This is a genomic window from Acinetobacter defluvii, assembly GCF_001704615.3.
GTDB lineage: Bacteria > Pseudomonadota > Gammaproteobacteria > Pseudomonadales > Moraxellaceae > Acinetobacter > Acinetobacter defluvii.
This window is the reverse complement of the sequence record NZ_CP029397.2, coordinates 1960427-1982432: the sequence shown is the minus strand read 5'-3', so window position 1 is coordinate 1982432 and position 22006 is coordinate 1960427. Positions and strand designations below refer to the sequence as shown.

20 protein-coding genes are annotated in these 22006 nt (G+C 37.7%); 7 read left to right on the top strand and 13 right to left on the bottom strand.

The features are described from left to right. Nucleotides 1-42 precede the first annotated feature (42 nt). A complete protein-coding gene (locus DJ533_RS11870; RefSeq protein ID WP_065992813.1) occupies nucleotides 43-768 on the bottom strand; it encodes a hypothetical protein in 726 nt (241 codons plus the stop codon). Nucleotides 769-2123: 1355 nt separating this feature from the next. On the opposite strand from DJ533_RS11870, the gene DJ533_RS11865 reads away from it, so the two are divergent. Next, nucleotides 2124-3053, top strand: a complete 930-nt coding sequence (locus DJ533_RS11865; RefSeq protein WP_065992815.1) for an FRG domain-containing protein — start codon at nucleotides 2124-2126, stop codon at nucleotides 3051-3053. 414 nt (nucleotides 3054-3467) lie between these two features. On the opposite strand, the gene DJ533_RS11860 is transcribed toward DJ533_RS11865, so the two are convergent. From DJ533_RS11860 to DJ533_RS11850, 3 genes are all read right to left on the bottom strand, one after another. Continuing rightward, nucleotides 3468-5114 carry an IS66-like element ISAba16 family transposase gene (locus tag DJ533_RS11860; protein WP_001094417.1) on the bottom strand — a complete coding sequence of 549 codons (1647 nt, stop codon included), beginning with the start codon at nucleotides 5112-5114 and terminating at the stop codon, nucleotides 3468-3470. 74 nt (nucleotides 5115-5188) lie between these two features. Continuing rightward, complete coding sequence (tnpB, locus tag DJ533_RS11855; protein ID WP_000618091.1) at nucleotides 5189-5524, bottom strand: IS66 family insertion sequence element accessory protein TnpB; 336 nt, start codon at nucleotides 5522-5524, stop codon at nucleotides 5189-5191. After that, nucleotides 5521-5904, bottom strand: a complete 384-nt coding sequence (locus tag DJ533_RS11850) for a transposase (RefSeq protein WP_001055589.1) — start codon at nucleotides 5902-5904, stop codon at nucleotides 5521-5523. Before DJ533_RS11850 ends, tnpB begins: the two co-directional genes overlap by 4 nt. Before the next feature lie 288 nt (nucleotides 5905-6192). On the opposite strand from DJ533_RS11850, the gene DJ533_RS11845 reads away from it, so the two are divergent. Beyond that, complete coding sequence (locus tag DJ533_RS11845; protein ID WP_065992816.1) at nucleotides 6193-6774, top strand: hypothetical protein; 582 nt, start codon at nucleotides 6193-6195, stop codon at nucleotides 6772-6774. A 599-nt stretch (nucleotides 6775-7373) separates the two neighbouring features. On the opposite strand, the gene pcaD is transcribed toward DJ533_RS11845, so the two are convergent. The 6 genes from pcaD to DJ533_RS11815 all read right to left on the bottom strand — a co-directional run bounded on the left by pcaD (nucleotide 7374) and on the right by DJ533_RS11815 (nucleotide 12641). Beyond that, nucleotides 7374-8150 carry a 3-oxoadipate enol-lactonase gene (pcaD, locus tag DJ533_RS11840; protein ID WP_065992817.1) on the bottom strand — a complete coding sequence of 259 codons (777 nt, stop codon included), beginning with the start codon at nucleotides 8148-8150 and terminating at the stop codon, nucleotides 7374-7376. A 65-nt stretch (nucleotides 8151-8215) separates the two neighbouring features. Next, nucleotides 8216-9421 (bottom strand): 3-oxoadipyl-CoA thiolase, encoded by a 1206-nt coding sequence (gene pcaF, locus DJ533_RS11835; protein ID WP_065992818.1) that lies wholly within the window; start codon nucleotides 9419-9421, stop codon nucleotides 8216-8218. A 249-nt stretch (nucleotides 9422-9670) separates the two neighbouring features. Continuing rightward, on the bottom strand, nucleotides 9671-10321 hold the full coding sequence (locus DJ533_RS11830; protein ID WP_065992821.1) for a 3-oxoacid CoA-transferase subunit B: 651 nt from the start codon (nucleotides 10319-10321) through the stop codon (nucleotides 9671-9673). A gap of 17 nt (nucleotides 10322-10338) precedes the next feature. After that, nucleotides 10339-11025: a 3-oxoacid CoA-transferase subunit A gene (locus tag DJ533_RS11825; RefSeq protein WP_065992823.1), complete on the bottom strand. Its 687-nt coding sequence runs from the start codon at nucleotides 11023-11025 to the stop codon at nucleotides 10339-10341. A 201-nt stretch (nucleotides 11026-11226) separates the two neighbouring features. Beyond that, nucleotides 11227-11517, bottom strand: a complete 291-nt coding sequence (gene catC, locus DJ533_RS11820) for a muconolactone Delta-isomerase (protein WP_065992825.1) — start codon at nucleotides 11515-11517, stop codon at nucleotides 11227-11229. A gap of 14 nt (nucleotides 11518-11531) precedes the next feature. Beyond that, complete coding sequence (locus DJ533_RS11815) at nucleotides 11532-12641, bottom strand: muconate/chloromuconate family cycloisomerase (RefSeq protein ID WP_065992827.1); 1110 nt, start codon at nucleotides 12639-12641, stop codon at nucleotides 11532-11534. Between the two features lie 118 nt (nucleotides 12642-12759). On the opposite strand from DJ533_RS11815, the gene catM reads away from it, so the two are divergent. The 4 genes from catM to DJ533_RS11795 all read left to right on the top strand — a co-directional run bounded on the left by catM (nucleotide 12760) and on the right by DJ533_RS11795 (nucleotide 17250). Beyond that, nucleotides 12760-13677, top strand: coding sequence for a cis,cis-muconate-binding transcription regulator CatM (gene catM / locus DJ533_RS11810; RefSeq protein WP_065992828.1), 918 nt, complete (start codon nucleotides 12760-12762; stop codon nucleotides 13675-13677). Nucleotides 13678-13841: 164 nt separating this feature from the next. Further along, on the top strand, nucleotides 13842-14234 hold the full coding sequence (locus DJ533_RS11805) for a DUF4440 domain-containing protein (RefSeq protein ID WP_065992831.1): 393 nt from the start codon (nucleotides 13842-13844) through the stop codon (nucleotides 14232-14234). A 331-nt stretch (nucleotides 14235-14565) separates the two neighbouring features. After that, a complete protein-coding gene (locus DJ533_RS11800; RefSeq protein ID WP_065992833.1) occupies nucleotides 14566-15831 on the top strand; it encodes an OprD family outer membrane porin in 1266 nt (421 codons plus the stop codon). A gap of 24 nt (nucleotides 15832-15855) precedes the next feature. Then, entirely contained in the window at nucleotides 15856-17250 is a 1395-nt protein-coding gene (locus DJ533_RS11795; RefSeq protein WP_065992835.1) for an MFS transporter, read from the top strand. A 68-nt stretch (nucleotides 17251-17318) separates the two neighbouring features. On the opposite strand, the gene DJ533_RS11790 is transcribed toward DJ533_RS11795, so the two are convergent. The 3 genes from DJ533_RS11790 to DJ533_RS11780 all read right to left on the bottom strand — a co-directional run bounded on the left by DJ533_RS11790 (nucleotide 17319) and on the right by DJ533_RS11780 (nucleotide 21209). Further along, on the bottom strand, nucleotides 17319-19331 hold the full coding sequence (locus DJ533_RS11790) for an esterase/lipase family protein (protein WP_065992838.1): 2013 nt from the start codon (nucleotides 19329-19331) through the stop codon (nucleotides 17319-17321). A gap of 124 nt (nucleotides 19332-19455) precedes the next feature. Further along, entirely contained in the window at nucleotides 19456-20385 is a 930-nt protein-coding gene (locus DJ533_RS11785; protein ID WP_065992840.1) for an ABUW_2363 family tetratricopeptide repeat lipoprotein, read from the bottom strand. A 443-nt stretch (nucleotides 20386-20828) separates the two neighbouring features. Beyond that, complete coding sequence (locus DJ533_RS11780) at nucleotides 20829-21209, bottom strand: hypothetical protein (RefSeq protein ID WP_065992841.1); 381 nt, start codon at nucleotides 21207-21209, stop codon at nucleotides 20829-20831. Between the two features lie 205 nt (nucleotides 21210-21414). Between DJ533_RS11780 and DJ533_RS11775 the strand changes: the two genes are divergently transcribed. Continuing rightward, on the top strand, nucleotides 21415-21993 hold the full coding sequence (locus DJ533_RS11775; protein WP_065992846.1) for a nitroreductase family protein: 579 nt from the start codon (nucleotides 21415-21417) through the stop codon (nucleotides 21991-21993). Nucleotides 21994-22006 lie beyond the last annotated feature (13 nt).

Here is a 22006-nt window from a genome sequence, read left to right as displayed (position 1 = left end):
AAAAACCGTACTAACTTTATAAGTGAGAGCTTTGTTTATTTCTTAATTTTCCTGTAATTGCATTAAAAGGTCTGCAATCACAATACTTGAAATCTCATTTAAAAACTCATTATATTGATTTACCTTTGAAGATGTTATTTCTAAAAATTGTATATACTCCGAGTAAGATTCTTCATCTTCATTCTTAGCACTTACCTCTCCAAACCTAATTAAAAGAGAATTTGCTATTACAAATATTTCCTTTTGTTTTTTTTCAACTATTCCCCAATACCTTAATTTATCTAAAAATATATTAAACTCTTCTTGTATATCATTAATTTTTTTAAAAAAACTAAGAATTAACACTTCATTTTCTTTAAATAATTTATCATTTATATAAATTGGTCGATATTCTAAGTTGAGTTTATTCTTAAATTTATCTGGTACTAAATGGTCCATTTCGATCCAGATCATTCCAGCATTATGAATTTCTTTTTCAAGGCTTTCAAATTGATTGAATACCTTTAAAGCGAAATCATTTTTTACGGACTTATTGTGCTGTTCTCGCCAATCATTAAAAAGTACAAAAGCTACTGCGGGAGCAAGAAAATATGCAGATAGAGTCAATCCATCTCTAAGAACTTCATAGGCTTTAATAAGATTAAAAGAATATTGATAAGTTGGGTAATTACTATTTAAGAAAAAACCAATAACCAAATACCCAAAAAAAAATGTAAAAATATACATTCCAACCTTTTTTAATTCCTTTTTTAAATCATTAATTTTCATAATTTCCTCCTATTTTAGGGGGATGTTAATAGAATGATGGGGTTTTGCAATCAATATATTCACAATGTGAGATTAAAATTTAGATAGTGGTGCCGAATTTAGGTGATACCACAATGGGTATGTTTAGGTGGTGCAGATCGGTAGGCATTACTATTGCTTTAAAAAAGAAGCTCCTTAAATATGAGGAGCTTTTAATATCTGCATGGTCATTTTAACCATTGAGGCTTAACTTGCTGCGATTCTAAATACGACCAAGTTGATATATCACTGAAGCCCTGATGGTTGAAAGCTCGTTTTATTTAACAGGCTTAATAAACTACAAAACGCATTTTTGCACTTTGCTTTGAAAAAAATAACTTAATTCTCAATTTGAGTTCATTTAATTTAGGTTGACGAGGTATAGCGAAATAACACATAAAATCACCCCCAAAGCCTTACGCCGTATAACTATAACCGATATTAATAAAACTCCATTCTGTCAACCTACGTCAACCTAAATGGGCGAATTTAGCGATACAGCATCTTTAGTATTTACCTTGATGACAACTAACGCCAAAGCACTATAAAACCCTATCAAAACCTTACTAAATAAGCATTACAGCCATTTTATTAAAACCGCATTCCATCAAGGTACATCAAGGTAAAAGTTTAAAAGCTGTATTGTTAAGATGACAACGCAGCTATTGAGTGATGATCAATTCATATTGCTAAATCTTGCATGACAGACCTTTTTTATTTGTTGGACAAGGTACGTATGAAATTAACTATAAAAACACGTTAAAAGCCATGCCATATAAGGCATACAGCATTTTTAATAAACACTCGTTTTGTCTAACTACATCCAACAAAAAAGTTGGTTTTGTCATGCTACGTCATGCAAGATTCCCCCTTATAGATTTGAAATCCAATAGGGATTGGAGTACTTTTATACCCCTAATCTGTATCACAAAATCACTTTAAATCTTGCTATACAAGCGGAGTTTGAAAACACTTGTAAAAACCCCTTCAGAGCCATGCTATGTAAAGCATACAGGGATTTAATAAAACTTAACTTTTGTATAGCTACGTATAGTAAGAACACGTCCTATCACATTTGAAATGTCAAAGGGTCGCATTTCAAATGATATCCTGTATTTAGTCTTACAGCTCAGCATCCAAAATCATCATAAATTAGGCTTAGAGCTATATGGTGTAGGCTTTACGTCATCTTTGACGAATATTCATTTTGTAAGACTACGTAAGACAAAAAATCAAAACCAAATATTGAATCCAGGGATACTAAATATTTTTGTGGTTAAGTAAGTTAGAACTTGATATTTTGTCATATTGATTAGTTTAAGTTTTAAAAGATATTTATGAAAAAAGTTGATTATCCAGAGCGTGGTTACTTTGAAATTAATATTGATCATATAGATAATTTTATTGAGTTAATTAGACCAGATAAAGAAAATCTTAGACAGTATTTAAATTATGCAAATAAAAAGCTCCTATTTAGAGGCCAAGAGAACTCAGAATGGGAGCTGACTCCCAATTTATTTAGATCAATACCTCATTTTATAGCAAGAAAATTTGATGGCTTAGCCTTTGTAGAATGGACTTATTTACATTCATTTGTTAAGGCATGTGATTTAAATGGCGTTCAAATACCCTATGATTCAATGATATTTAGAAACAATTTTCTAAATGAATTTCCAAACTCTTGTGCATTAGCTCCAGCAAAATGGCCTCTGAGTGAATATTATGAATTACTAAGTTTTGCACAGCATTATGGCATTTCGACTCAACTTTTAGACTGGAGCTATCAACCTTTAGTTGCATGTTATTTTGCAGCTTCAAATGTAGTTAAGAATAACAATATAGAGGGCGACTTCTCAATATGGTGCATGGATATTGAAAAAATCAATTTACTTAATGATTTTGAGAAAAAAAATATAGAAATAATCGATGTTCCCAAGTCATTAAATCAAAATATTTCTTCCCAACAAGGGTGTTTTACTTTAGTTCGACAAGATGTTACTAGGGATTCCAAATGCACATTCTGTGATGAAAAAAAAAGAATTAAGGAAGTCACGTTGGTTAATGATTTAGTTGCTAAAAAAGAACAACACACTATGCTATTAAAAATAAACTTACCAAATAAGTTTGCAAGTGATGTATTAAATTTTTGTGATGCTTACTCTATTAATGCCACTACAATTTTTCGGGGAGTCACTGGAGCATCTCAACATGTTAAGGATCAGATTAATAAAAATAAATTTGATGATTGCTTAAGAAGTAGAAATTAAAGCTTCATGGCCATTATTAATCTATCTAAGAATAATGAAAAAGCACTATCGATAAATGGTACTGCTATTACCTCATCCTTCATTTAAGGGAGCAGCTCAGATATGCCTGTCCGTCTTTTTTGACGACAAGCTTTTGGACGGTTGTTTTTAGTTGTCATTGTCTACAGATCAAGGCGATTGAACTCGCCATTTGAAATGTGAAAAACATAATGAACCCGAACAACTCACCAGTAGAATAAAATGCACTGAAGCGCATGAAGGAAAGCAGCCGATCAGTTCACTTTAAAGCTAAATCTCCTTATCTAGCTACAATACATATATCTAAATGGTTATTTATTTAGCTCAAAGTATATGAGTTTTATCTTGCTTTACCTAAATCATTAGGGTAAGCGTCCGCTGAATCCCATACCAATTTTAATTCGATTTAGGTTTCCAGCAGTGTGGCAGTAACTCTTCAATCTGGGTCACTTTATGTGTCGGCAGCCTTTTCAGCACATCACTTAAATAGGCATACGGATCCAAGCCATTCAGCTTTGCTGACTGGATTAACGTCATGATGTTTGCCGCTCGCTGACCACTGCGCAGCGAACCTGCAAACAGCCAGTTCTTGCGCCCCAACGCCCAGGGACGCATCTGATTCTCGACCCAATTATTGCAAATAGGTAGATTGCCATCATCCAGATAGCGGCTTAAAGCTGGCCAACGCTTCAGAGTGTAATTGATGGCCTTGGCGGTGGGAGAACTCGATGGCACTGTCAGATGATGTTGGTTGAGCCATTCATATAGTTGTTGCATCACTGGTTGACTATGCTGTTGTCGGTATTCGCGGCGGTCTTCCGCTGTACCATCGGTCTTTTTCCTGAGCTCTGCTTCTATCGCATACAGTTTCTGAATCAGCACTAATGCCTGTTCAGCGACCTGACTTTTCCCAGTTACATGCAGTTCATGGAATTTACGACGTGCATGGGCCATGCAGCCCACCTCAATGACCTGGCCTGATTTAAAGCGTGCTTTATAACCACTGTAATCATCACAGACTAGATAACCCTGCCAGCCTTTCAAGAACTCTGCAGCATGCTGGCCTGAACGACTATCCTGAAAGTCATAGATCACCGCCTGAACTGGATTGTACTGTGTAGTGGCATAGGCCCAGACATAACCTTTCTTCGGTTTTTTATCATTCTCACCCATCCGCATGATGGTGACCGGTGTTTCATCTGCATGCAGCACCTGCTGTTGTAGTACCACCTCTTTTAAGGCATTGGCTAGAGGTTCCAGTTCTACACCGCAGCGACCTATCCAGTCAGATAAAGTTGATCTAGAAAGTTCGATTCCCGCCCGCTGATAGATCAGACGTTGACGGTACAGCGGCAAATGATCGGCATATTTCGATACCAAAACATGGCTGAGCAGTTCAGGTGAAGCAATGCCTTTATCAATCACATAGGCGGGCATCGCTTGCTGAGTCAGGGTGTCACACTGATCACAGACCCATTTACCACGCACATGCTGTTCCTTATAGAACTGTGCCGGTCTGAAATGCAGTTTTTCACTGACATCTTCGCCGATACGACGGAGTTGGCAGCCACAAGCGCATTGGGTTGATGCAGGTTCATGCTCAATACGGATGGTGTGTAGATGATCTGGCAGTGGTCGACGTTTAGGTTTATTGGTTTTGGCTTTCTGTGTCGCTGCATCGGTTTTATCTGCATTTAGCCGTTCCAGTTCTAGATCAACCGCAGCAATATCTTCTTCAACCGCTTCATCCCACAGGTGGATTTGTTTTGCAGTGAGATGTTCGTTTTTACTGCCGAATTTGTGCTGTTTAAATAGTGCGAGTTCATGCTCGTATTTTTGATTGAGAATAGAAAGATGTTGAACTTTAGAATCTAATTGCTGATTGGTGACTTCAAGATGTTGAACTTTGGCATCCAATTGCTGGTTTGATTTTTCTAATTCTTGATTTGATTGTGCTAGAGACTGATGCTGCATCGCCAACTGTCTGGTGAATTCCAGCAGTTGTTCATGGGTCAGTTGGCTTAAGTCAGGCAGCGTATTCATGACCGCAGTATGCCTGAGGTCATGAGAAGAATGAAATAGAACGTTTGGAGAATAGCAGAATGGAACAGCCTGGTTTAAAGCATCGTCACCACCTGCTGTCGTCCAATGCGCTGCCAGGGCAAACCTTGGATCAGTGCCTGTAACTGTTCCGGGCTGAGGGCCACGGTTTCACCTTGGTGAACTTGAGCCCAGTGAAATTTGCCCTGTTCCAGCCGCCGGGCACACAGCCAGATGCCCAGTCCATCATGTACCAGTACTTTCATGCGATGGCCACGTTTATTACAGAACAGGTAAGCACAATGCGGTTTGATGTAGCCAAAGGCTCTCACCACCTGAGCCATGGTCGTATCCATACCTGCACGCATGTCCATGGGCTGAGTAGACAACCAGATTTCATCAATGCGGATCATGTTGCAAGTGCCTTGAGTAATTCTGCCAAGGCAGGTATTTCTGATGTCTGCCATTTTAGCTGAATATCATTATTCGTATGAGGCACGGTGATACACAACGTGATCCTCTCATCAATAGGTTGGCTGATTGCAGCAGTGTAAGGCAAAGCAATAAATGCTGGATTCACATGAGTAGGATCCTGCACGGCACCCTCATGATGGCTGAAGATCCTGATCCAACGACTGACAAGGTTGGCATTAATACTATGTTGCAGTGCGACCGAAGCGATCGAGGTATTAGGATTTTTACAGGCATTGACAATACTGAGTTTGAATTCTTTGCTGTATGTTCTGCGTTTTTTAGCAACAGGAGGTGTTGCTGAATATATATCCATGTTCATGGATTAAGTCCCCACTTGTTTTTAGGTGGGAACTAAATTAAGGCTTATAGGATCGCTTGGTAAGGCTGTGTTAGCCGGATGCTTACTCATTAGGGAAAAAGTGCAACGGAAAAATGCTTAAATTCCTTGTAATTATTGCTGTATAAGGCTTAGAGCCGCGTTATACAAAGTGCTAACTGTCAAGGTAAAATAGCGAGTTTTTAGTTGTTTTATAGCTATTTCTAGTCATTTTTAGCCCTATTTTCATCAAAAATAAGCCTTTTTATTCAAAAATAGTGAGTTTTGAGGATGTTTAAGCAATCAAAAGTACAAATTGAGAGCCTAAGAGCAATGGATAGCCGAGTGATGCAGAAACAAGGCATCTTTAAAAATGGTACAGGCTCATATTACTGGAGAGATGCAAAGACCAATGAAACAAGAGCTAATATTGATTACAGATATCAAGATCAACAATTAACGCTTTCTTATCACTGCAATGGTGAATCTTATTGCTATATCATCCGTATAGATCGAACTACCTGTCACTACGGCGGAACACGGTCATGGTTTATATGTCCATCCCAAAAATGTAGAAAGCGAGTTGCCAAACTGTATTTTTCGGAAAGCGGATATTTCACATGCAGACATTGTAATAATGCAAACTATGCCATTCAGCAAATGAGCGAAAAAGATAAGCCACGTTACCACATGCACAAAATGAGGGATAAGCTAGGTTGGAGTTATAACCATGTGCCATTTATTAAAAGAATAAGCAAACCTTTAAACATGCACCATAAAACATTTAAGGCGATGGTCGCCAAGCATGATGAGTATGAAAGGCAATTTTTAGTAAACTTTCAAGCATTCATAGATAAGTTTGAGAATATGTGAATGAGGTATTTAATTTAAAAATAATAAAATGACCATACCTTTAATGTTATGTATTAGGCTTATTATAAAACCTAGCAACAGATAATTTGTACACTGTGGTGTACACTAAAATTTATCTTAAAAATAATTAAATATAAAACAATTGTTTATATAAAAGTTTGGTAGAGGTTAAACCTACCAAGATACAAGCCTTATGGCACAAGGGTTTTAAGACATTTCAATGGCTTAAAACCCTTTTTAATGCCTGAAATTTATATACTGTTATCAGTAATATCGGCATAATCTGCGCTTTTTGCCGTTTTCACAGTTAAATTTACGTCAAGGATTTTAGGTTTTTATGAAACTACCAAAACCAATAAAGCGTGGTTGATACGATGTGCGAAAATACAGGTAAATACTCTCAAGTTGCGTGAGGAAAAGCAAATGGCATTGAAATTAGCAACCTTAATACCTGATTTTGCGAATAATAAAAGCGCCTATGGGGATATTTAGTTTACTCCATATTTCAGCACACAGCAGTTAAAAGTGCGTCACAAAAAAAGATGCAATACATTGATATTACATCCTTAAGAAAAAAATAAATTAAAATTGCAGAGTAATTACTTAATAAACTGGCGTACTGCTTGAGTAAACTCTTCTGGACATTCGATATTTGAAATATGGGAAGCATTGATTTCAAACAGTTGACTGTTTGCAATACGATCTACTATAAACTGACCATCTGCAACAGTTGTTACTGGGTCTTGTTGACCCGCAATGACCAAAACGGGCACAGTTATACTTTTTAAGTTTTCACGTAAATCCGCCTTAGCCAAAGCTTCGCAACAACTTGCATAACCTTCTGCGCTGCCAGCTCCTAAGTCGTTACTTAAAGACTCTACAATTGCGGCTTGGCTTTGGATAAAGCGTTCTGTGAACCAACGTGTAGCTGCAGTTGCAGCAATTGGTTGTAGCCCTTGTTCACGTACCAGTTTGGCACGATCATTCCATGCTTGTTGTTGACCGATTTTGGCTGCGGTATTACATACAACGACATGGTTAAAATATTCGGGTTTATGAATGGCAAGCCATTGACCTGTCAAACCTCCCATTGAAATACCACAGAAATTGGCTTTTTTAACATTTAGATGGTCAAGTAGGTTGATTACATCTTGTCCAAGTTGGTCAATGGTATAGGGACCTTGTGGGGCAGAAGATGCGCCGTGACCACGCGTGTCATAGCAAATGATAAAGAAATCATCTTTTAGGGCATCAATTTGCGGTTGCCACATGCTGTATTTTGTACCCAGTGAATTTGAAAATACAACGGCAGACTGATTGGCATTACCAAAAGTTTGGTAGTTAATTTCGGCATCGTTAGAGGTAAATTTTGGCATTTTCTTTTCCTAATCCTCCCTCAATCCCTCCTTTGAGAAAGGAAGGAAGAAAGAGCTGTTATTTCTTAAACACGTTCAATAATCAAAGCGATCCCTTGACCGACACCAATACACATTGAACACAGTGCATATTGACCATGGGTTGCTTCAAGTTGATTCAGGGCTGTTGTGACTAAACGTGCACCTGATGCACCAAGCGGATGACCAATCGCAATTGCTCCACCATTTGGATTGACGTGTTTTGCACCATCTTCTAAACCGAGATCACGCGTGACTGCCAAAGCTTGTGCTGCAAAAGCTTCATTCAGTTCAATTACATCCATTTGATCTAAAGTTAAACTTGTTTGAGCAAGCAATTTTTTGATTGCAGGCGCAGGTGCAAATCCCATGATGCGAGGTTCAACACCAACCGTGGTTGCACCAATAATTTTAGCACGCGCTTTTAAACCATATTTTGCAACTGCATCATCCGATGCAATTAAAAGGGCTGCTGCACCATCATTAATTCCAGATGCATTACCTGCGGTGACTGTTCCATCAGCTTTAACTACAGGTTTAAGTTTGGCTAAGCCTTCAGCTGTGGTTGATGCACGAGGATGTTCATCGGTATCAATGACAATGGCATCGCCTTTACGTTGCGGAATGGTGACAGTAATAATCTCTTTGTTAAAGAAACCATTGGCTTGTGCAATTGCAGTTCGTTTTTGGCTTTCTAAGGCAAATCTGTCTTGATCTGCACGATTGACATTGAATTGTTCAGCGACGTTTTCGGCTGTTTGTGGCATGGTGTCAACACCATACATTTCTTTCAGCTTTGGATTGATAAAACGCCAACCCATGGTGGTGTCTTCAAGTTTTTGACTACGCCCATAAGCACTGTCAGATTTGCCCATTACCAATGGTGCACGGCTCATGCTTTCCACACCGCCTGCAATAATCAGATCAGCTTCACCTGCTTTAATCGTACGCGCTGCCATTGCTACAGCATCTAGAGACGAACCACATAAACGATTTACTGTCGTTGCAGGCACTTGATACGGCACACCTGCCAAAAGTGCAGACATACGTCCAACATTACGGTTGTCTTCACCTGCTTGGTTGGCACAGCCATAAATAACATCGTCAACCAATTCCCAATTCACAGATGGATTACGTTCCATCAATGCCTTGATGGGTAATGCACCAAGATCATCAGCACGAATTGGCGCAAGACCGCCTGCATAACGTCCAAATGGGGTACGGATGGCATCAATGATATATGCGTTTTTCATGTTCTATATTCCAAAATCTTTGAATCCCTCCCTTGCGAAGCAGTGCTTCGCAAGAGGGGAGATTTATGCTTTGAAGTCCCTTTTTGAAAAGAGGGACTGGTCCATTCGCGATTCAATACTGTTTTAATGCTTCACCTCCCTTAGTCCCTCCTGAGAGGAGGGAGACTTTCCAATGTGAAAAGAGGTTTATTGGTTATATTCACATTTAAAAAAGGTACTTAGGGAGTTTTTAAATATCGTTAAGCTGTTTTAAACCGTGGTATCAATCAACTTAGCACCTGTCATCGACTGCAATTCCTCAAAGCTTAAACCATCTACTTTTTCAATCACTTTCAGACCTTCTGTTGTTACATCAATCACACAAAGATCAGTGTAAATACGGTCTACACATTTCAAACTTGTAGCTGGATATGACAGTTCAGCGACAATTTTCGGTTCGCCTTTCTTGGTGACATGATCAGTAGTAATAAACACTTTCTTCGCACCAACGGCTAAATCCATCGCACCACCCACCGCAGGAATCGCATCGGGTGCACCTGTATGCCAGTTGGCCAAATCACCATTTTCAGCAACTTGAAAGGCGCCCAATACAGCAATATCTAAGTGACCACCACGCATCATGGCAAAGGAATCACCATGATGAAAAAATGCTCCACCCGTCAGCATGGTGACAAATTCTTTACCTGCGTTGATTAATTCAGGGTCTTCTTCACCTTTTTCTGGGGGAGGACCAAAAGCGAGTAGACCATTTTCAGAGTGTAAAAAAACATCTTTGTCTGATGGCAAATAATTTGAGATTTTAGTCGGTAAACCAATACCCAAGTTCACATAAGCGCCATCTGGAATATCTTGTGCCACACGTTCAGCAATTTGATCACGGCTTAATTTGTTATAACTCATTTTAATTTCTCCGTATCTTATGACTGTGCTTTATTGTCAGTAGAACCGACAGCAACAACATGTTGAACAAATATTCCTGGTGTGATGATGTGTTCAGGATCGAGCGCACCCAGTTCAACGACTTCAGATACTTGTGCAATGGTGATTTCTGCTGCCATCGCCATAATTGGACCAAAGTTACGTGCAGATTTACGATAGACTAAATTGCCCCAACGGTCGCCTTGGTGGGCTTTGATTAAGGCAAAATCCGCTTTGATTGGATTTTCTAAAACGAAATCTTTACCTTCATAATTTAAAGTTGGTTTACCTTCTGCCAACAAAGTTCCAAAACCTGTCGGTGTGTAAATTGGACCAAGCCCCATACCTGCCGCTTGGATACGACAAGCTAAATTGCCTTGTGGTACGAGCTCGAGTTCAATTTTTCCTGCACGATACAATTCATCAAATACCCATGAATCAGACTGACGTGGGAATGAGCAAATAATTTTACGGACTGCACCAGATTTTAAAAGTTTGGCTAAGCCATAGTCACCATTACCTGCATTGTTATTGACAATGACAAGATCTTTGATACCTAGCTCAATCAATCCATCAATCAGTTCAGCAGGTTGTCCTGCTGTACCAAACCCACCAATCATTACAGTTGAACCGTCTTTAATTTGCGAAAGAACTTCCTTGAGGGAAGTTGAGCTTTTATCAATCATGACCTTAACCTTATCTACATTTCCATATATTGCTATGCGTAAATATCACTTCAAAATACTTATGCATAAAAATTATGCTGTCTATTCTTTACAAGCCGAATATCCATTTGAAACATTGTGCTGAGTTATTCAGCTTTAAATAATGGTGTATAAAATGGATTCAAACCATCCTAAATAATTAGAATGGTTTGGCTTTTTTGATCAGGTGTCATCTTCACGAATTGAAGATGGATGACGATTTAAGGCAGTCACCTGAATATCCATATAAGGGTAGAGCGGTAAGCCTTGTAAGATATTGTGCAATTCTTCATTACTCTCAACATCAAAAATACTAATGTTTGAATATTGACCTGTAATGCGCCAAATGTGACGCCATTTCCCTTGACGTTGCAAATCTTGAGAATATGCTTTTTCAACGGCTTTAATTTCATTGGCTTTTTCAGTTGGCATATCGAGTGGGATATGAACATCCATTTTTACTTGGAAAAGCATGACGACTCCTTCAATTATTGACGACGTAGGTTGTCGATTTTGTCTTCATCCAATTCAATCCCTAAGCCATGTCCTGTTGGAATTTTTAGCTCAAAGTTTTCGTATTGAAGTGGTGTTTTTAAAATTTGTTCAGTAAGTAGTAATGGACCAAAAAGTTCAGTGCCATAAGCTAAGTTACTGAATGTAGAAAATACGTGTGCCGATGCAATTGTTCCTACAGGACCTTCAAGCATGGTGCCACCATAAAGGTCGATCCCTGCTAAATTGGCAATTTTCCCAACTTCACAGCCTTCGATTAAACCGCCAGACTGTGCAACTTTAACTGCAAAAACAGAAGAAGCATTACGTTTAGCCAGTTCATATGCACTTTGTGGGCCCATTAAAGATTCATCAGCCATAATGGCAATATCAAATTTACGCGTCAGTCGTTCCATTGCATCAATATTGTGAATGGCACAAGGTTGTTCGATGAGATCAATGCCACCGTCTTGGAGCATTTGAATACCTTTAATCGCAGTTAACTCAGACCAAGCACGATTGACATCAACACGAATTGAAATGTCATCGCCCAATGCTTTTTTAATCGCTAAAACATGTTCAACATCTTGTTCTACAGGACGAGAGCCAATTTTTAGTTTGAAGACATTGTGGCGTTTGCTTTCAATCATTTTTTGCGCTTCAGCAATGTCTTTTTCCGTATTGCCAGATGCAAGCACCCAAAGCACCGAAATGCTGTCACGCAAACGCCCACCAAGTACTTCACTTAAAGACAAACCTAAGCGTTGTGCTTGAATATCAAGTAGAGCCGTTTGAATCGCACATTTTGCAAAACGATTACCGTTGATATTGCGGTTAATTGTTTGCATGGTTTGTGCGACATTCAAACCATTGAGTGTTTTTAATAATGGCGCAAAATAAGTTTCAATATTGGTTTTAACACTTTCAGGGCTTTCTTCGCCATAGCCTAAGCCACCAATTGTGGTTGCTTCGCCCCAGCCGATCAAGCCGTCTTCCGTGCTTACTTTCACCAGTACTAAGGTTTGTGTTTGCATTGTTGCAACCGCCATCTTGTGCGGACGGATGGTTGGTATCTCAACAAGCAATGTTTCTATGGACTTATACATTGCAAATATTTCTTAAGTGTTTAGCTATTTATATACCCTAAATTAATGTAATATCTTAAACTAGAGCCAAATTGGTATTTTTAAATACTTAAAAGGTATATAAATGGAGGTTTAAAAAATGGAATTACGTCATTTACGTTATTTTGTCACGGTTGTCGAAGAGCAAAGTATTACCAAAGCTGCGGAAAAGCTTTGTATTGCTCAACCGCCTTTGAGCCGACAAATTCAAAAACTCGAAGAAGAATTAGGAATCTTATTATTTGAACGTGGTTCTCGTCCTGTAAAAACCACAGAAGCAGGGCAGTTTTTCTATCAACATGCAGTACAAATCCTAACCCATACTGCACAAGCGACTTCTATGGCAAAGCGCATCAGCTCGGTGAATAAGGTCGTGCGCATTGGGTATGTGAGTTCTTTGCTTTATGCATTATTGCCCCTGATTATTTTTTTATTTCGTCAAAAAAATCCTGACACAGAGGTTGAGCTGATCGAATGTGGTACCAAGGATCAAATTGAAGCATTAAAATTGGGTAAAATTGACATCGGTTTTGGTCGTCTCAGAATCAGCGATCCTGCAATCAAACGGATCTTAATGCGTAAAGAAAAGTTACTACTGGCAGTGCATAAAAATCATTTTCTTGCACAATATATTGAAAAAGGCGTGTATTTATCTGAAATTACCAATGAGTTGATTTTTTCTTATCCTGCCTCACAAAAACCCAATTTCTCTACACTGATTCAGTCTATTTTTACCGAATTAGGATTGGTTCCTAAAAATATGCAAGAGGTGCGTGAAATTCATATGGCATTGGGTTTGGTTGCATCGGGTGAGGGCATTTGTTTGATTCCAGAAAGTGCCAGTGAAATTGGGATGCGTAATTTAGTTTATATTCCAATTTTAGATTTGGAGGCTTATAGCCCGATTTCGATGTCTGTTCGAAACATGGATCAGAGTGCTTATATTCCTAACATTTTAGAATGTGTGCGTGAGGTTTTTGAAGCAGAAGGGATTGCTTTATTAATGAATGCAGACTAAAGGTTATTCTATTTTTAGTTTGAAATAGATCGACTTATAAGGAATTTTGTGTGTCACGATGCAGGAATAGAACAATATTTTACTGATAAAATTTATTTTTAAATTGAAAATTACATTTAAATTTGTATTATTGGTAAATCATTGGCGCTGAATAAGGATAAATTATGGCTCTAAATAAAGAAGCAGCAATTCAAAGTACTTACACTTTACATGAATTGATTCAAGCGGTATTTAATGCAAAAGGTACGGATGCACAACTTGCCGAACTGGTAGAATATTTCACACAAGACTTTGAGATGGTGGGTGCAGCAGGTAAACGTATTCAATATGAACAGGTTGTGCAGTTGTTTAAAAATAACCAAGGCAATATTGCTGATTTAAAAATTGTCATTTCTGATGCAGAAATTGTAATGCAAAAAGATGATGCAATTTTGATGAATTATACTGAAACCCATCACAAAGATGCAGGTGTAACCAGTCGTCGTGCTTCAGTTTTGTTGGTGGAGCAGAATGGGAAAATGTACTGGCGTTATCTACAAGAAACTTTCTTAGCTTAAATCTCTATTGCGATTTAGAAAAATAGCGAGTCAGAAATAGCTCGCTATTTTATTTTCAAATGAATCAAATGACCTTGAAATATATAAACATTTTTAGAATATTAAAATAATATAGCCAAAAAGTATAAATATATACTTAAATTTATATGGAAAATTACATTAATAATTAAAATAATACAGTGAGAGATAAATCTTTATATGCTTATAAATCTTTTAAAAATAAAGGGATTTATAAAATATAACGGAGTGGTCTTTATCTCTACACGGTCGTGATGACTGCATCTAAAGACTGAGTACAACAATTTTAAAATATTTGGAAAGGATTTCCATAATGTTCAAATTCAATCGCTTATACCAAGCACAACATGGTGTAAATCTAGCATTTTTAGCTTTTTTAAGTATAAATACCGCTTATGCAGATTTTTGGCAAGACAGTCAGAAGTCAGTATATTTACGAAATTTTTATGTGGAACGAGATTTAGAGGGGACAAACAAAGATCTTGGAAGTTGGTCACAAGGATTCACTGGTCGTTTTGAGTCAGGCTATACCGATACGCCAGTGCAAGTTGGTTTAGACCTTGGTTTTCAATATGCGCTGCGTTTAAGTGATCATAACGAAGAACGATTGGATACAGTATTTCATTATGATTCCTCGGCAGCTAAACAAGAGCGTGATTTTTTTAAACTGGGTGCAACTTTAAAACTGAAATATCAAGATACTGAACTCAAAGTAGGTGAGTTATTTCCCAAAACACCTGTATTGGCGATTGATGATTCACGGCAGTTGGTTACTACTTTTGCAGGTGCAATGTTAGAAAGCAAAGAGATTGAAAATTTAAAAATCTCAGCAGGTCGTTTTACCCATATCAATGCACGTGATGATGATGAGTTTGAAAAATTAACTTTAGCAGGCTCAAACGATCCAAACAAAAAAAGCGATGGTTTAAATTTTGTCGGGTTGGATTATAACTTTAATACAAAATTATCAGGTGCATACTGGTTTGGACAACTCGAAGATATTTATCAACAACATTATTTAAATGCGGTTTATACCGAACAAGTCGGTAAAAGCAAAGTCAAAGTCGATGCACGCTATTTTAATTATACTGAAGATGGCGATGCTTATTTGGGTGATATTGATACACAGTCAGTTGGCTTACAAACAACCATTCAAAATGGTGCAAATACTTTAACCGCTGGTGTGCAAAAGCATATGGGTGAACATGCGATCCCTGTATTAGGGGGGTATGTTCCACAGCCATTTTTACAAAGTTGGTCATCGTTAGGTTTTTATCGAGCCAAAGAGTTTACTTGGCATGTTTTATATAGCTATGACTTTAAAGAAGCAGGCATACCAGGTCTAAAACTTACTTTACGTTATTTGAACGGGAGTGAAATTTATCGTCCAGGGTTAAAAGATAACCAAGAAACTGAGAAAAATGTCATTGTCAATTACACCATACCTGAAGGCACCTTTAAAGGTTTAGGCTTTGAGTGGCGACATATTCGTGCAGATATTAAATATGGGGCAGGAAATACACCAGGCACAGATTTTGTTGAAGATCGTATTGCAACTACATATACCTTTAAATTTTAAAGTCTTACACATGGAGGTATAAAAATGAAGGATCATTCTGTGCACGATTTAACATCAGCAAAATTGCTAAAAAAAGCATGGCTAGTCACTGCTTTACTGATGATTTTTCAAATGATCAATTTTGCTGATAAAGCAGTTTTGGGACTTGTTGCTGAATCAGCAATGGCAGAGCTTGCAATGACCAGTACGGAGTTTGGTTTTATTGGTAGTTCATTTTTCTTTTTATTTGCAATTTCAGGGGTTGTGGTTGGTTTTGTCGCAGGAAAAATTCAAACCAAATGGATCATTTTAGTGATGGGCGTGAGCTGGGCAATATTACAATTTCCAATGCTGTTCGGTGGTGGTGCAATGGCGCTATTGATTACCCGAGTGATTTTAGGTGCTGCTGAAGGACCTGCATCTTCGATTAGTTTGCAACATGTACAAGGGTGGTTTGAGCCCACTTCACGTGGTTTTCCAAGTAGTATGGTGGCGGCAGGTACTACAATTGGTCCGATTATTGCTGCGCCAGTCTTGGCGTATATCATCGCACACCCACAATTAGGCTGGCGCTGGGCTTTTGGGTTTTTAGGCATCGTTGGTCTGATTTGGACAGTGATTTGGTTTTTTGTTTGTAAAGAAGGTCCATATAGCCACATCGGTGATACATCTGAGCAAAAAACAGTACAAAGCGATGAGGTTTTAAATGTTGATACACACAGTATTGCAGCAGTTGTAGATCAACTGCAACCTGTTTCATATTTTAAGATTTTTAGTTCGAAAATGTTTATTGTGGCGGTATTAACAGGGATCGGTTGCTTTTGGCCATTAGGTTTTCTCACCACGTGGTCACCTAAATATATTGCGACTGTGGCACAGTTAACTCCGCAAATGGTTGGTACACTCTCCACATTGCCATGGATTTTGGGAGCTTTTGCGTTGATGTTTGCAGGTTATATTTCACGGCTACTTATGAAAAGAGATCATACTGTTCATGTTGCACTTGGCATCAACTTTGGTGTAATTATTTTAATCTCTGGTATTTCATTTTTGTTATTACCCCACACTCAAGCAAATCTGGCAATTTTATTGATCACGATTGCTGCTGGCGCAGCTATGACTTTTCCATTAGCAACCATGACAGTAGGTTATAGTGTGTGCTCACAACAACGTGCAGCAGTGATGGCAACATTGGTGTCCTTGTCATCTATTGGTGGAATTGTATCACCTTTAATGGTCGGGCATTTGATGGATCGGGCAGGGTATGTACAACCGCATAAGGGGGAAATGTTGTCAGAACAGATGGCTGCAAACTTAATTTATGGAATGAATCAAAGTTTTACTTATATTGGTGTGTATTTGGTTGTTGTGGCTATTTTAGCGATTTTATTTCTAAATCCAGATAAAACTGCAAAACAACTGAACTTTAAATCTATCTAACAAAGATTATCTTATTTCCGTTGCTAAAAAGCCTGCGCTTTGGCTCAGGCTTTTTATTTTTAGCTGAATTAAGGTTTGTATAAACCTAAATGCACTAAATGTAATCTTAAAATTCGTCTTAGCTCAAGCACAGCTTGTGGCGTTTCTTGAATAGAATGTCCCCCTTTGATAATAATCTCAGAAGCAGCACCATCTAAATGCGCACTTTTATAAGGTACAATTCCATCTGACATTACATCAGGGTCTTGGCTGTTGGTGCTATTGCCGATGATAGAATGATAAACCATTCCTTTTTTAGGCATGACATTTTCAGTAAGTTGAGTGAATTTTGAGTTATTACTGAGGTCACTCGGACCATTTTGAATCAGACCATTACCTACATCTTTCACAAAGTTTTGTACATTTAAGTCTTGCTCTTGAATGGTATCAGCCAAAGCACCTAAGAAAGCACCAGGAAGTTTAATAATTTTACGTGCAGCTAAAGTAAACCAACGATCAGCAAACTCAGTACCGCGATGTGGCGAGGAAAGGAAAATCGCACGATCAAAGTTGGGGATTGGTTGCATATTTAAACGTGCGCTAAGAATAGGATCATCTTTAAAGCGGTTTAATTGGCGGTTTTTTAGTAGTTTAAATGCAGGCTGAGTTAAATTAATATCACTCACCAATAAGCGAGAAATAATACCACCCATACTGTGACCCACTAAAACTGCATCTTTAGCAGCAGGCGTGTCTTGTCCAATATAATTGAAAGTTTGATTGATAATGGCATTAATTTGATAACGACTTTCTAAAATAGGCATATTGGTTGAGTAGAACACTTGCCAAACTTGATAATGTTCACGCAGTACATGGTCACCCATAATATCGTTGGTTAAACGAATCCAGGCTTCAGGGCTGCTGGCTAACCCATGTACTAGAACAATCACCTTTTTGTTAGGGTTGAACGGCTCTAACATATATAAATGTGGCATGGTTAGGTGCTCATCTCGATCAATCAAAGTGAGATACGCTGAAGCGCCTAAATTATTTTCAGCCAACCATAAACCATAAGGTGCAGAGAAATTTGCAGCAAGCGGATATTGTTTTTTTGCTACTTGGATCTTTTCTATCGAATAAGGATCATAAATTTTTAAGCTAAAATTTGGATTATGCAGAATTTCATCCACACTTTCGCCTGTTCGGGGTTGTGCGGTAATACTGACTGCCAAGTAACGTGGGTCATGGATATTCGGGTTGACTCCACCTTGATAATGATGATGGAGAGGATCAACAATATATTTGTCTTCCTCTGCTTTTTTAGGCGCAGTCAAAATGGCAACGAATTCTGCACCGAAACCGTCTCTGCGGTTAAGAGAGCGTAAACCCGAAAAGTTAAGGTTATAACTCGACAGTAAAGTTTCAACTTCTTGTGTATTTAATTGCGGATAGTGACTGTAGTCAATGCTATAAATACTTTTTCCAATTTTAATATCTTTGGGAACGGTTTTATTGCCTTTGTAACGTAAAGCATAGCTAGTGATCATTTTAGCTAAGGCTTGATTGTAAAAATCTCGAATCTGAACCTGTCTATTATCAAAAATTCGATCTTGGGGTTGGCGTTCTGTTTTAAACAAGTAGGCGTAACTATAACGAATGCTTTTGTCTAGCATGACTAACTGTTGGTCTAAGCAATCATCATACGCCGCTTGATTCAGTTTTTGCTTTTCTTCTGATTGGTGTTTAGAAATGATACTAACTTTGCAGCTAGATGAATTACTGAGTGCAATCGCTTTTGCAAGATAAACTTCACTTGCTGTAGATAATAATTGTTCATCTTGTATCTGTGGAATTTTTTCTAAGTCTTGAATGCATTGATCAGGTTGTTCAGTACACTTTTTAGCTTCACTGCCTGTCATTGACAAGACATTTAAACTTGCCTCGCTGATTTTATTACGTGTCAGAATGCTATCCCGTTCATTGGCGATAGTCACATTGACTTTCTGATTCTTTACACTGACAACTTGACAACCATTGAGGAGCAAAGGTGTCATTGCAGCAAGGATAAGCAGTATATTTTTTTTACTGTGCTGCATGAGCATCCTCTATAAATTAATTTTAGAAAAATCATACGATATTGTATGAAAAATTCAATTTTTTTCACAAAAAAATAGGTTGATAAAACTCAACCTATTTTTTATCTTTCAATCTAGAAAAGTTGCCCAATTATTTAGATTGAGCAGGGTTTTTCAATATTTGCCAAACATTGTAGCGACCTTCTTTTTCAACTTCTTGAACTAAGCGGTCAACAACTTCTGTTTCATCTGGATATTTCACTTTGTAGTTTTTCAAAGTTTGAAGCGCATTTTTTTTCTGATCCATCCATAAGTAATTATTTACAGAAGATAAATATGCTTCTTGTACGCCAGATTTCATTGCATTATTTAAATAAGGCATTGCTTCTTTTTGACCGCCACCTTCAGACAAAGAGAAACCAAACCATAAGTTTGCTTCTTGGTCATCTTTGTTAATTTTTAAAATACGTTGTGCGTAATCCAATGATTTTGTGGTGTAACTTGAACCTAAATCTAAATTACGCCCCATGATGCTGGCTTTAAATGCACGGATCAAGATATCAAATGATGCATTTGGATTTGCTGCAAGTGTATCTAATTGAGCAGAAACCTCTTTCAATTTACTTTCAAAACCACGACGTTCTTGGCGATCGGTAAACTGTGGCGGATAGTGACGTGCTTTACCTTCAACCATTTGTAAAAAATCATCGATATTGGTGATATCAATTTCATCTTGTCCAGCAATTACAGCATATTTCATTGCACGCTGGGTATTGTTGACTGTTGGTACAATTAGTTTATTGGTATCTAAAATGATTTTTGCAGTAGGATTATTTGGATCAGGCACTTCCATTTTTTGTACAGGTGCTGCTGCTGCTTTTTGTAATTCTAATTCAAAAACAGGAGGTTGGTCATAGTTAAATGGATTTAGTGCATAAAATGGTGGTGATATTTCTGGTTCAGTGTAGACGATTGGTTCATTGTTGACAGCTTTTTCGGGAGCTTTATTGATTGAGGTTGTAGAACACGCAGCTAGTAATGAAGCTGAGAAAATAGCGACTGCTAAGGGCTTAATCGTCATATTTGTCTTCCAAGAATTTGTTGTATAAGTCAAAATAAATATGCGTATCAGTCTAAGAAAAGTCATGTAAACATGCAACGTTTAAAGCTTTAAGTTTTAAAATTTATACAGAATATACACGTGTTTTACTGAATTTATCTGGCTTAACTTTCATTTGATTACTTAAGCATATTCAAGTCATACATTAAACTGATAATTGTGTGTCGATTTATATGGTTTATATCTTAATTTTTTATTTATCGCTGTGTTAAATTGCTCAATAAAAAATGGAGATAAATATATTTAAATTTACTGTATTTTAAGTAGATCAAACTATTTTAATTTGGCAGTTGAAAAAAGTATCAGTATGCTTTTAAAACCCCCACTATATTTTGAATACCTTATAAAATCCCATAAGTTCTATTCAACTTATGGGATCCATTCACCTAAGTATTTTTATTGTATTAAGCTCTCGGCTGACAAGTAAAGGTGAGTGTAGTTTGATAGTCTGTATCTTTTTCAATTCCTCCTTTACCAATCACTGAGCCTAATACACCTGCCGCAGCCGTAATCATTTTTCCTGTTTCTTCATCAAATACACCTTTTAAAGCGCCATTAAATTCAACTTTTTCATCGACTACGATAGGGGCCGCTTTTTTACCACAAGCATTGTTAGCAGCGCTAATGGCATTATTTTTAGAAATGACTTGGCTTTTACCTAAGCCCGTGACTTCATATTGATTGTTGGGCTTTTGAATAGCCTGAGTTTGTGTTGGATTTGAGCTACAAGCCGTAAACAAAAAAGCACTAGATAGCATAGATGCGATCACGAGAGTTTTTTTCATAAGTCCGCCCTAAATAAAACATGAATATCAGATTATTGCAGCATAGGAATGCAGATAAAAATGTCCAAATATGTATTAAAAATGCTGTTTTATATGGTAATCCTGTGAAATCAGAGAATTTGTATTGGGTAAATACAGCAAATAACACGCTTTTTTAAAAGTTTATGCTAATCTTGTGGGAAAAGTTTTTTATAGAACACGGTCAATGATAGATTCAAATCTTCAAATTGTGCATCAGAATATTCATCAACGTCAGTCGGTTGGTAACTTAGTTGAACCCGCGCCGAGTATGGAACAATTAGAGCAGGCATTTCAAGCTGCATTAACAGCACCTGATCATCATCGTTTAAAGCCAACGCGATTTATCGTGGTAGCAGGTGAACAGCGTCTGGCATTTGGTGAATTACTGGCACAAGCTGCACAAGATTTAGGTGAAATTGATCCTGCACAAGTAGCGCGTGTCAAACAGCATCCATTTCGTGCGCCCTTGTTGATTTTAGCGGTGACAAAATTTGTTGAGCATCCAAAAGTACCGAAATTTGAACAAGTTTTAAGTACTGGTGCAGCGATTCAAAACTTATTACTTTCTTTACAAGCACAAGGTTTTGCGAGCATGTGGCGTAGTGGTGCTGTGGTGGAGTCGGCATTATTAAAAGAAAAATTAGGCTTAAATTCACAAGATTTAATTTCTGGCATTATTTATGTGGGGAGCGCAGCCAAAGCAATTGCTCCACGTTTGGAACAACACACACAAGATTATGTCAGTACTTGGCAAGCACTTTAAAATTAAAATACTA